General features: G+C 40.1%; 9 protein-coding genes. 7 read left to right on the plus strand and 2 right to left on the minus strand.

Annotated elements, in window-relative coordinates; all coding sequences use genetic code 11:
- From VB654_RS21760 to VB654_RS21790, 7 genes are all read left to right on the plus strand, one after another.
- Window positions 1-487 (plus strand): DUF4351 domain-containing protein (locus VB654_RS21760; RefSeq protein ID WP_323215882.1); only part of this gene is annotated, 487 nt, incomplete at its 5' end.
- Window positions 488-900: 413 nt separating this feature from the next.
- Window positions 901-1,899: an AraC family transcriptional regulator gene (locus VB654_RS21765; RefSeq protein WP_323215883.1), complete on the plus strand. Its 999-nt coding sequence runs from the start codon at window positions 901-903 to the stop codon at window positions 1,897-1,899.
- 138 nt (window positions 1,900-2,037) lie between these two features.
- The gene (locus VB654_RS21770) at window positions 2,038-4,536 is read left to right on the plus strand and encodes a TonB-dependent receptor domain-containing protein (RefSeq protein WP_323215884.1); all 2,499 of its coding nucleotides are present in this window, start codon (window positions 2,038-2,040) and stop codon (window positions 4,534-4,536) included.
- Between the two features lie 142 nt (window positions 4,537-4,678).
- Window positions 4,679-5,488, plus strand: a complete 810-nt coding sequence (locus VB654_RS21775; RefSeq protein ID WP_323215885.1) for a class I SAM-dependent methyltransferase — start codon at window positions 4,679-4,681, stop codon at window positions 5,486-5,488.
- A 213-nt stretch (window positions 5,489-5,701) separates the two neighbouring features.
- On the plus strand, window positions 5,702-7,489 hold the full coding sequence (locus tag VB654_RS21780) for an ABC transporter ATP-binding protein (RefSeq protein WP_323215886.1): 1,788 nt from the start codon (window positions 5,702-5,704) through the stop codon (window positions 7,487-7,489).
- Window positions 7,490-7,743: 254 nt separating this feature from the next.
- On the plus strand, window positions 7,744-9,480 hold the full coding sequence (locus tag VB654_RS21785) for an ABC transporter ATP-binding protein (protein WP_323215887.1): 1,737 nt from the start codon (window positions 7,744-7,746) through the stop codon (window positions 9,478-9,480).
- Between the two features lie 121 nt (window positions 9,481-9,601).
- Window positions 9,602-10,423 (plus strand): Rpn family recombination-promoting nuclease/putative transposase, encoded by an 822-nt coding sequence (locus VB654_RS21790; protein ID WP_323215888.1) that lies wholly within the window; start codon window positions 9,602-9,604, stop codon window positions 10,421-10,423.
- Between the two features lie 210 nt (window positions 10,424-10,633).
- Here the strand turns inward: VB654_RS21790 and VB654_RS21795 are convergent, their stop codons facing one another.
- Window positions 10,634-11,902 (minus strand): MFS transporter, encoded by a 1,269-nt coding sequence (locus VB654_RS21795; RefSeq protein WP_323215889.1) that lies wholly within the window; start codon window positions 11,900-11,902, stop codon window positions 10,634-10,636.
- A 215-nt stretch (window positions 11,903-12,117) separates the two neighbouring features.
- On the minus strand, window positions 12,118-12,534 hold a 417-nt coding region (locus VB654_RS21800; RefSeq protein WP_323215890.1), incomplete at its 5' end, for a hypothetical protein.

A 12,534-nucleotide genomic window follows, 5' to 3' on the forward strand; every position in this document is an offset into this window, starting at 1 on the left:
ATTATTACCCCTAGCACCATTAACAGCCACCAATCAACCCCCAGTCTTGTTAGAAAAAATTGTGCAGCGAGTCAACCAAGTAGAGACAACACAACGACCGGAAATTTCCGCCTACACCCAAATCTTGGCAGGGTTAAAATTTAAAAAGGATTTAATTAGAAGATTATTTCGGGAGGGTATGATGCGCGAGTCAGTAATTTACCAAGAAATTCTCGAAGAAGGCGAACAACGAGGACGACAAGAAGGACGACAAGAAGGACGACAAGAAGGACGACAAGAAGGACGACAAGAAGGACGACAAGAAGGACGACAGGAAGGGGAAAGAAGTCTGGTTTTGCGTCAACTCACTCGCAAGTTAGGAGAATTACCCCCAGGGATGCGTGAACAATTGGAAATTCTATCGTTGGAACAATTGGAAAATCTGGGTGAGGCTTTATTGGACTTTAACACTTTGTTGGATTTGGAGGCATGGTTAGCCAATAAGTAGAAACTCAACCCCAAGCACATTAGGGATTCTTGGGGTTCACTCAGTAACATCGGATAACTGAGGAATCAGGTAAATGATTCACTGGGGTTTAATATTGTTAACCATTATTGATTTCACTTACTTTTATTAGTATAATTTCTCATTAAGCTAATGGCATTTTATAATGTAACAGAACTTACGCAAAATTATGAGAAAACGTAAAGCCTTCGGCATAGCTTCCGCTTAACGCATAGCGCATACCACAAAGGACACGTCAAGCATTCGGCATAGCTAGAGCCTCCGGCACACTACCGCCTTAGCGGAGCTTCGCTTTAGCAATACGCTTACCGCGTTAGCGTCTCCCCTTGGCAGAATTAAAGAGGGTTTCAGAGAGTTCTTGCGTAAGTCCTAATGTAAGAATAAATGAGGTGAAGGTGAAAGTAACAATAACTTTAAATGATATTCAAGAATTTTTTCCGGAAATTCAGCGCAAAACTGGATGTGACTATCAATCAATAACGAGCGAAAAAATCTTAAAATTTCCTGAAAAGTTAGGTAAAGGACATCTCCATAACTTGCATTTGCGTAACGGTATTGAACTATATTTTCAAAATTTACACTTAGAAGAAGATTTAATTATCCAAGCAAATACTAAATATTCATCTTTAGGTTTAGGTTTTTGTATTTCAGGTAATCTTGGATCTGAGGTTGTTGGTTCCAAAATTGATCTGAGTGTAACAGCTGGACGTAATTTATTACTTCATAGCAATGCTTATAAAACAATTATGGAAATTCCGGCTAGACAAAATTTATTTTTAGTAGAAATGAGTATTGATCTCAAAATCATCCAATCTCTTGTAGAAGATGAATACGAGCGACTTTCTCCTGTGCTTAGAAGTGTGATTTCAGGTAAAGATTCTGGGCTGCATTCTTGGTCAGGAATCACAAATCCGGCTATGGAAATTGCTCTGCATCAAATTATTAATTGTCCTTATAAAGATTTGACAAAAAAACTTTACCTAGAAAGTAAAACCCTAGAATTAATATCCTTAAAGTTAGCTGAATTAACTGATAGTAAAACAGAAAGTAAAATTTATAAAAAATTACGAGCAGATGAAATTGAACGAATTTATTTTGCCAGAGATGTTCTCATTAGCAATTTAGAAAATCCCCCATCATTGTTATCTCTAGCTCAGGCGGTGGGGTTGAACGAACATAAACTAAAATTGGGATTTCGTCAAGTATTTGGCACTACAGCATTCGGTTATTTACATCAATATAAAATGGAGCGATCGCGTTTTTTACTAGAATCAGGTTTAATGAATGTCACAGAAGTTGCATCTGCCGTTGGCTACTCTAACTTTAGCCATTTTACTGCTGCCTTTAAAAGAAAATTTGGCATTAAACCTAGTGCCTTAAAATCACGTTATTGAAAAAGCAGAATTTCTGAATTTGTTCGTTTTGGGGTAATTTAAGATCCGTCTGCGGGTAGTAGCGATAATCATTATTAGTATAAACTCTCCACCATCTGAAATTGATGATTTCCAAAAAATGGAAGGGTGCAAAGAGATATGAACACTATACCTAAATCCTTGTGCATAGCAGGCTTGGGAACAATTATACTTGCTTTATTAGCGATCGCTGTCCCAGCCTATGCAGATATTACAGCTGATCATGAACAAGTTACCGCCCAAGTTGTAGAAAGTGAAATTATCTCCATCACCAACGTGAAAGTTAATTCCACAGACACAGGTATAGAAGTAATTTTAGAGACTTCTCAACCAGAAGCGCTAGAAGTATTTTTCCAGATTGAAGATAACAAATATATTGCTGATATCCCCAATACTCGGCTCAATTTAGCCAACGAGGAAGAGTTTCAACAAAATAACCCCGCAGAGGAAATAGATTCTGTCACCATCAGACAAACAGAACCAAACACCATTCAGGTGATAGTAATTGGTAAAACCCAGCCACCTCAACTAGAAATTGTTTCAAGTAATCAAGGATTAGGACTTAATTTCATTACAACTACCCCTGAATCTGCTGCTATTACAGAACCTGAAATTGAACTACAGGTAACGGCGGGAAAATTTGTAGAAAATGTTCAAGATGTACCCGCTAGTATCACGGTGATTACTGGCCAGGAGGTAGAAGATTCTGGTATAACTTCTCCTAGAGATATTGCCAAATTTACGCCTAATTTCAGCACCTTACGCAGTAATGGTGGACGTACACGAGCAAACTACAACATTCGTGGTTTAGGTAACACCAGTAGCAGTAATAGTAGTGGCGGTTCTGCTGTTGGTCTTTACGTAGACGGTGTTCCTTATTCTGACTGGTTTAGCTACGAAAGCGCCCTGTTTGATGTCGAGCGTATAGAAGTATTACGGGGACCACAAGGTACACTCTATGGTCAAAATACTCAAGGAGGTGTCATCAACATCATTACAACACCCCCGGATAATTTTTGGCAAGGACAAGGTTCTGTGAGTTATGGATCTCCAGGTTGGCGCGAAAATCAATTATCTGTGAGAGGTCCATTAGAAGACAATTTATTTTTGAGTTTGTCTGGTTACTATTCGGAACTAGATGGTTTTGTAAACAACACCTTTTTAGACCGTTCAGCAGATTATCGTCAAAATTCCAGTTACCGTGGTCAACTGCGTTGGGTATCTCCCGAAAAAGATTGGGATGTGAGGTTAACTACGAACTACGAAGAATATAACGACGGTTCATTAATTACAGTTCCATTTAATTCTCCCAACCCCAATGAAATTCAAACAGACTTCTTGGGTGAAAGTGTTGTCTATACCAACAATCAATCCTTAGCAATCTCTTACAAAGGAGAAAATTTTGATTTTACTTCCATTACAGCCCGGCGACAGTGGGCTAATAATCCAGGTTCAGGTGATGGTGATTTCACTATCTTAGATATCGCTACAGCTTCAATTGATGTCAAAACATTAAATTGGAGTCAAGAATTTCGCCTACAATCATTAGCAGATGCTAAACCTTGGCGATGGTTAATTGGCGCTTATTTAGAAGATAAAGACACAGAAATTAACGTTACTAGCAGTTTCGGTAGTGATGCCGGAACACTAGGCTTTCCCGTGGGATTAACACAGTCAACTCCCAGTGACTTTAAAGATACAACTTATGCTCTTTTTTCTCAAATTACCTATGCAGCAACACCCCAGTTAAATTTGACGGCTGGGTTAAGGTTTGAAAATCGTAACTATAGTATTAATAGGCGTTCCATAACTGAAATAGGCGGATTTTCTATACCATCAGCTAGTGATATTAACCTTGCAGATAGTGATAGCATTTTATTGCCTAAATTTGCTATGGAATATCAATTTAATCCCAATTTATTAGTTTACGGGAGTATTGCTCGTGGTTATAAAAATGGAGGATTTAGTACACTTCCCAATACTCCAGAAGAAACCCAATTTGATAGAGAAACAAGTTGGAGTTATGAACTGGGAGCAAAGTCTTCTTGGTTAAATAATAATTTGTTAGCCAATTTCTCGTTATTTTTTACTTCAGTAGAAGATTATCAATTGATTGGCTTTGTGCCACCAAATATCTCAACAATTGTTAATGCTAATGCCGTAGATATCTGGGGGATTGAATTGGAAACTAGAGCCAAGCCAGCCAAAGGACTGGATTTAATTGCTAGTTTCGGCTATATCAATGCCGAGTTTAGTGATTTTACTGATGCTTTTGGTGTCAACTACAGAGGTAACAAAATTCCTAAAACTCCTGAATATACTTATTTTTTAGCTGCTCAATATCGTAGCCCCGGAGGATTTTTTAGCAGAGCAGAATTACAGGGAATTGGTAGATACTTTTTTGAAGAAAACAACCAACTTCAACAGGAACCATTAGTATTAGTTAATGCTCGCATTGGATATGAACGAGATAATTTTGGCATCTATCTATTTAGTAATAACTTGTTTGATAAAAATTACTTTACTGAAGCCTTTGAGAGTTTTATTTTGCCAGGAGTACCCTTTGGTGTACCAGCCGATGGTAGGACTGTTGGAGTACAAGTCAGAGCTAGATTTTAACACTGTGCTGCTAACTTAATGAGATGCTTTTGAGAAAAGTATTCATTTTGGGGTAAAAAAAATCCGTCTTGGGGTAGTGAGCAGAGTTTTAGCCATTTAAACTGGTAAGTAAACAGCTTATATACGTGTCGAGGTATCCATAATGAAAACTAAAGTTGACCTGGGAATTATCCAAGAAACATTATTAATTCCCCTCTGGGCGAGAGCCGCAGAACTACAACAACAAAACCCCATTATTATAGATCCTAAATCGGCGGAAATTCTCGAATCAATTGATTACAACTTTGATAAATTTGCGACTTCTCAAGATAGTCAAGTTGGCTGTTGTATTCGAGGGATGATCCTTGATAATTGGGTACGCAACTATCTAGAAAAATATCCCCAATGTACTGTAATCGAAATCGGAACAGGATTAAATACTCGCTTTGAAAGGGTAGATAACGGTAAGGTGCGCTGGTTTGATTTAGATTTACCAGACTCAATGGCAGTCAGAAAACAGTTTTTTACAGAAACAGAACGCCGTCGCTTTATTACAGCTTCTGCCTTAGATACAGATTGGATTGCCGAGGTTAAATCTGTTAGTAATGAACCTTGTTTATTTGTAGCGGAAGGTGTGCTGATGTATCTTTCTGAAGTGCAAGTTAAGGAGTTATTTGCTAATCTTTTAGAACATTTTCCTAGTTCTTCGTTCGCATTTGATTCCATGTCACCGTTCATGGTAAAAAATCAAAAACATCACGACTCTATTAAATATACATCAGCCAAGTTTGATTGGGGAATTGCTGATATCAAATTGATTGAAAAGTGGAATCCTCGTTATCAAGTCGCTGAAGTTTTCAGATTTGCGAATTTGTCATCTCAGTATTTGCAGCGTTTTTCTTGGAAAACTCGTTTCTTTTGTTATGTGCCTTTTTTACAAGATTTTTATCGTTTGACTTTAGTGCAATTTTAGATTTTTTGGAAGGAAGTGAAATTTCCAAATTACACAATTCTATGCCAATTTAACCAGAATTTACGCAAGTATTACAATTTTTTTGCTTGTAATAAGGGCTGAAGCCCTTATTTTGAGAACTAAAGTCCTCACTACAAACTTAAAATAGTATGCCGGAATTTACTCTGGACTTTTTATGTTCTACCAACGCATAAATTCTTAATATAAAATCAAATGGAATCTACAAAAAATAATCAAAAAGAAACTGGTTTATGGGAAACTGTGAAGCCAGTGCAAGGGCGAGTAATTGCAGCTATGTCACTGTCAGTTTTGAATACAATCACAACTTTAGCTGCATTATTAACAATTCCTGTAATTGTGCGGGAGTTATTATCTACTAATATCAATACCCAGTTTCTTTGGTTGTTAATTACAGCATCAGCTATTGCTACTGTGATTACTTTTATTTCCCGGATTTGGGCATTTCGGATTTCGCATATAGCGGCTTTCAAATTAGAAGAAATCATCCGCACGCAAATTGCCGAACATCTAGCGCGTCTACCTCTGGGTTATGTGGTGACAACTGGTTCTGGCACAATTAAAAAGATTGTTCAAGATGATGTTAAAGAACTCCACGCTTTTGTGGCTGATAGTACGCCCTTTATTGCCCGTGCTTATAGCGCCCCTTTAATAACTTTAATTATCTTGTTTGTTGTAGATTGGCGCATGACATTGGCTACCCTTGCACCTGCGCCGATTGGATTAATATTTATGCGTTTAGCAATGCGAGATTACGCCACAGAACGCCAAGCTTATGATGAGGCGAATGAAAAAATTAACGGTACGGTAATTGAGTTTGTTCAAGGAATGCAAGTTGTCCGTACTTTTGATGATGGTACAACTTCTTTTATCCGTTACAGTAAGTCTTTAAATGATTTTAACCGACATTTTAAAGCATGGACAGATAAAACTCAACTTGCTGGCCGTCTAGGTTTTTTAATTATGGCATCCTTACCCACTTTACTTGTTGTGGTGACAGTGGGGACTTGGTTAATGATTCAGGGAACATTGGATTTTCCGACTCTGATATTATTTTTGCTCCTTTCTTCAGGAGTGATGGAAGCTTTATTACCCATTATGTGGTTGTCTCAGTTTATTAATAAATCCGCCGCCGCCGCCAAGCGCATTGCTAAAGTGCTTGCAGAAACTCCGCTACCTGAACCAGAACATCCCCAGCAACCATCAGATACATCTATTCGCTTTCGTAATGTGACGTTTTCCTATGGAGAAACTCATCGTCTAGCTTTAAAGGATGTGAATCTCTGCATCAAAGCAGGTACTGTCACTGCCTTGGTAGGGCCATCAGGTGCAGGTAAAAGTACCGTTGCTAAGTTAATTCCCCGCTTTTGGGATGTGGATGCAGGAACAGTAGAAATTGGTGGTGTGGATGTCCGAAAAATGACTACTAATACATTGATGTCCCAGGTGTCTTTTGTCTTTCAAGATACTTTTTTGCTCTATGACACTATAGCAGCAAATATTCGTTTAGGGCGTTCTGATGCCACAGATGCTGAGGTGGAAGCGGCAGCGAAGGCCGCACAGGCACACGATTTTATTTTAGAATTGCCCCAAGGTTATGACACCATTGCCGGTGAACGTGGTACTCGTTTATCTGGGGGACAAAAGCAAAGAATTACTATTGCTAGAGCAATTTTACAGGATAACCCCATTGTTATTCTCGACGAAGCCACAGCTTTTGCTGATCCAGAAAATGAAGCCTTAATTCAACAGGCGATCGCATCTCTGACTGTTGGTAAAACCCTAGTTATTATAGCTCACCGTCTCTCCACAATTATCAATGCTGACCAAATTCTCGTCCTCGATGGCGGACGCATTCTCGAAAGCGGTACACATCAAGAACTTGTGAATGCCAATGGACTCTATACCCGTTTGTGGGATAACCATCGCAACGCCCAAAATTGGGGACTGAGAAATTCACAACTGCAAATTACTTCTAAGTAGAGCGACAAATCCCACCCCGGAAATTTAGATTAGGGACTTCCAATTTAAAAAATATCCCATTGCTGAGGTAGGCAGGGGAGCAGGGCGCAGGGCGCAGGGGGGATAAAGAACAAAGATGGTCTGATGAAATGGGGTAATTTATTTTCTGGAAATCCCTTAAATCTGAGTTTTTGAATCACAAATTACGAACTACGAACTACGAACTACGAATTACGAACTACGAATTACGAACTACGAATTACGAATTACAAATTATGATTAACAGCTTTCGGCGGATGATTGTAGCATCAGGTTCCTACTCCTCAAATTTACAAGAATCTCTCACCCTTTCTGTCATCGCTTCCATTATCCAAGGCATCATTTTTGCGCTTTGCTTTCCCCTCTTCACAGCCCTGATTGCGAATCCCATCGACACTAACCGGGTTTGGACATTAGTTGCTGTTATGGCATTTCTCGTCATCATGGAATTTGCCTTACGTTGGCATGAACTGCGTTTTGGCTGGATAGTTTCCCTTGATGCTGCCCATGAAATGCGATTGAAATTAGGGGAACAATTACGCCAAATGCCTCTAGAACAACTTAACCGCCGCCGTTCTGGTGATTTGAATGTAGTTCTAAGCGGTAATGTCACCGATTCTCTACTTTCTATCGGGAATATGGCAACCATGATCATCAAAACAATGGTTGTCCCCATAGTTATTATCTTCGTTACCTACTTCATTGACTGGCGATTAGCAACTGCTATGCTGGTTACATTTCCTTTAGCAGTTCCCATCTATCAACGCCAACGGGCTATTGCTGGTTCAGAGTTGCGAGAGATAGCCGTTGCTGATGCTAATAGCGCCTCCCGCATCATCGAATATGCTCAAGGTTTACCAGTGCTACGAGCTACCAAACAAGTAGGCAAACAATCCCAGCGATTGCGTGAGGCCATTTCTACCCAACGTCAAACTCAAGTTCGCGCCCACCGCCTGGGTACTATGCCTGCACTGCTGATGTCAACTGTGGTACAAGTGGGGATTATTTTATTACTAGCCTTGGGCGTATTGTACATTCTTCAAGACAGTATTGAGATTCCACAAGTTTTTGCCTTGGTTGTAATTGCTACACGTTTTAGTGAACCTGTTGCTATCTTTGGCAATCTCACTACTATCTTTGACTTAATGGAAACCTCTTTGGAAAGAATTGAGGCATTGATGGCAATTCCACCGTTGCCCATTGCTCAATCACCAACTACCCTAGATAAATTTGATATTGCCTTTGATGATGTCACTTTTGCTTATGCTGATCAAGATGAATCAGTATTACATGGTGTTTCCTTCCATTTACCAGAACGCAGCTTGACAGCATTGGTGGGTAGTTCCGGCAGTGGAAAAACAACTATTACCAAACTGATTGGTAGATATGCTGATGTCAAAAGTGGAACCATAAAAATTGGTGGTGTTGATATCTGCAATGTTGATGTCACTGAGTTAATGAGACATATTTCCGTAGTTTTTCAAGATGTCTACTTATTTGATGACAGCATCTTAAATAATATTCGCCTCGCCAAACCTGACGCAACTGACGCAGAGGTGGAAGCAGCAGCAAGGGTGGCTAACTGTCATGAGTTCGTTTCTCGTCTACCCAATGGGTATAATACCAAAGTTGGTGAAGTGGGTGGGGCGCTTTCTGGTGGTGAGAAACAGCGAATTTCTATAGCTCGTGCTATTCTCAAGGATTCGCCGATTGTTCTACTAGATGAACCAACATCAGCATTAGATACTGAAAGTGAGGTAGCAGTACAAAGGGCAATTGACCAACTTGTGGAGAATAAGACGGTAATTGTGATTGCTCATCGACTTTCCACTGTGACTGGTGCAGATCAGATTTTGGTGTTAGAAGCCGGAAAAATAGTTGAGAATGGCAATCATGAGGAATTGATTTCGAGTTGTGGGCGTTATGCACAACTTTGGCAGGCGCAGCAACAATCTCGGACATGGAAAGTTTAGTATGGTGGAATTGCGATCGCCGAAGGCGGGGCTGAGTCCTGCGGACACGCTACGCGAACGCCCATCGCACTCAGCCCTACGAGATAATAATAATGCTTAATGAAATAGCCATGTATCATCAATGTCCTTCGACAATCTCTGCAAACTGCTATCAGAAAAACATCCAGAAACATTCGCCAGTTGGGTATTAGGCACACCGCAAACAGGTGCTACAGTCCTAAAAACCGAATTGAGTATTGAACCCATCCGCGCCGATTACGTCACCTTTTTACAACTAGAAGGCAGGATTCTCCATTTAGAATTTCAAACCAAATTGGAATCCACACCACCCCTACCTCTGCGAATGCTCGATTATTGGGTGCGGTTGTATCGGTTATATCGTTTACCAATCACACAAGTGGTAGTTTTACTACTTCCCCCCAAAGATGACAGTGAAATTGCTACAGCCTTTACAGTAGAAAACACAAGACACGAATATCGGGTAATTAAGATGTGGGAGGAAAACCCCGAACCGTTTCTTCAAGACTCGGCCTTATTACCCCTAGCACCATTAACAGCCACCAATCAACCCCCAGTCTTGCTAGAAAAAATTGTGCAGCGAGTCAACCAAGTAGAGACAACACAACGACCGGAAATTTCCGCCTACACCCAAATCTTAGCAGGGTTAAAATTTAAGAAGGATTTGATTAGAAGATTATTTCGGGAGGGTATGATGCGCGAGTCAGTAATTTACCAAGAAATTCTCGAAGAAGGCGAACAGCGAGGGGAACAACGAGAACGAAATCTGGTTTTGCGTCAACTCACTCGCAAACTGGGAGAATTACCCCCAGGGATGCGTAAACAATTTGAAACTCTGACTTTGGAACAATTGGAAACTCTGGGTGAGGCTTTATTGGACTTTAACACTTTGTTGGATTTGGAGGCATGGTTAGCCAATAAGTAGAAACTTAACCCCAAGCAAATTAGGGATTCTTGGGGTTAATTCAGTGATTTGTCAGAAAATTATCGGATAACGGACGACAAGAAGGGTGCAAAGCCAGAGCGCTGCTCCCTTGCCCATATATTAAAGATTTACCCAAAAAAGGTAAGATAAAGTAACTAAAATGCATCTGTATAAGAGTTCAAAAAAATTCAGCAACGCTAATCATTCTGGCTAAATTACGTCTTGGAGAACTCCACGAGTGTTTTTCCAAGCCCAAATACCAACAGTTGCTACGACTATACTCATTCCTACCAAAACAGTTCGTAAGCCGAGAACATCAGTTAAAGGTCCAGTAATTGCTAAGGGTGCAGATAAGGCAATATTGACGATATGATTTTGAAAGCCAAATACTTTTCCGTGCATGGTAGGTGGTGTGCGCTGCTGAATTAAAGTTTGCATCGGTACACCAATTAAAGCCGCACCTATGCCCAAAAAGGCACTTAATCCTAAAGCTAGAACTAGATTATGGGTGAAAGTGAACACCCCTAAAACCAGAGACATAATCAAAAATCCAATTAAGGGTAAGGGTTTGTGATGCAATTTATGACCCCAATGACCCAAAATTGCTGCGCCAAATACCATACCTACTCCAGCTGCGGCTAAGAAAAAGCCAAATTGTTTTTCTTTCAAACCAAATTCGGCAGCTAATCTAATCGTCAACACCATTAAGGCGGCAAATACACAATATAAAGTTGTGAGTTGCAGCATGGCATTTAATATCAAATGATTTTTAGTTAGATAGCGCAAACCTGCTTTAAAGTCAACCCAAGGATTAATTCCTGGACAAGAGTTTTCGCTAGATAATTTGTTAGCAGTTCCGAAGTTAATTGGTTGTACGGCTAATGCAGATAATAAGTATAGTCCACCAACCACAACTTCTTGACCATAGCCTGCTCCTAACCAATTTTTCGCTAAACTCAATATTGGCTCTCCAATGGCAAAACCAATAATTAAAGCTCCCATCATGGTGCTGCTATACAGTGCATTGGCTGCCATAAAATTCTCTTTTCGTACCAACACAGGGATAGCAGCTTGCTCTGCTGGAGCAAAAAACTGTGCCAAGGTGGAGATTGCAAAGGTCAATATCAAGAGAATAAAAAACTCTCTTGGTAAAAATGCTATGAGCAGCATTAATAATGTCTGCAATACATTAGCACCTACTAAAATGAACTTTTTAGAAAAGCGGTCTACAAATATACCACCCGCAGAACCGAACAAAATTGCCGGTAATGTGAAAGCCAGCATCAAAATTGAGTACATGGAGTTTTGGGCTAAACCTGGAGGTGGTTGGTAATTCTCCAGCAGAGCAACCATTAAGACAAAGAAGATTTTATCTCCCAACTGGGACAATATCTGCCCAATCCACAGGAGCATAAAGCCACGATTTTTTAGCAGGGCGCTAAATCCGTTATTGACAGCAGCTGGTTCAGTTGGAAACATTTAAATACTGGGGAATGAGGAATGGGTAGGGGCGAGTTTAAGCAAAGAGTCTGTGAGCCGTCGAAATTTTTCATAAACCCGCCCGTACAGGAGTGAGGGAGTAAGGAAGCTAATATTTTCTCTGATCCTTTTCATCTCGTAATGTTCATGATTTGGAATTGTTTAATTTGAAATTGTTTAATCTTCACTTCTGCTGACTAATGCTGTTTTCCTGATTAAATTTGTTCATAATGTTTTAGTAGTAAATGTAAGAATTCGGTTACAGTCAGGCGAACTGGAGGGTGAGAAACTTCCTGGGATGGATCTACCCACCAACCTTTGACTGTTTGGGGCGATCGCCATATCGATAAATGGTCAACTGGTGGTTCTGCATAAAAATTATTATGCCCACCTCCTAAGACCGAAGAACTCCAATGAGTAAAATAATCATGACTCAGGCGATGAATCGGAAAGTTTCCCGCCAGAGGTACTCCCCAGCCATCTATAGCAATAAAGGCTTTGATATTACCTCCTAAGAGTTGCCAGGAACAGGCTGCTCCAATTGCGCCGACTACACCAGCACTAAAGCTAATGAAGACCACTGGCGATTTTAGATCATTTTGCAAGCGATCGCTCAAAAACTGCAAAATATG

The organism is Nodularia sp. UHCC 0506 (assembly GCF_034931045.1).
Classification (GTDB): Bacteria; Cyanobacteriota; Cyanobacteriia; order Cyanobacteriales; family Nostocaceae; genus Nodularia.

What these genes read in the sequence shown, in the direction of transcription:
- VB654_RS21795 (WP_323215889.1), bottom strand. Translation starts at nt 11,902, where the DNA reads ATGTTTCCAACTGAACCAGCTGCTGTCAATAACGGATTTAGCGCCCTG.
- VB654_RS21770 (WP_323215884.1), top strand. Translation starts at nt 2,038, where the DNA reads ATGAACACTATACCTAAATCCTTGTGCATAGCAGGCTTGGGAACAATT.
- VB654_RS21790 (WP_323215888.1), top strand. Translation starts at nt 9,602, where the DNA reads ATGTCCTTCGACAATCTCTGCAAACTGCTATCAGAAAAACATCCAGAA.
- VB654_RS21785 (WP_323215887.1), top strand. Translation starts at nt 7,744, where the DNA reads ATGATTAACAGCTTTCGGCGGATGATTGTAGCATCAGGTTCCTACTCC.
- VB654_RS21775 (WP_323215885.1), top strand. Translation starts at nt 4,679, where the DNA reads ATGAAAACTAAAGTTGACCTGGGAATTATCCAAGAAACATTATTAATT.
- VB654_RS21780 (WP_323215886.1), top strand. Translation starts at nt 5,702, where the DNA reads ATGGAATCTACAAAAAATAATCAAAAAGAAACTGGTTTATGGGAAACT.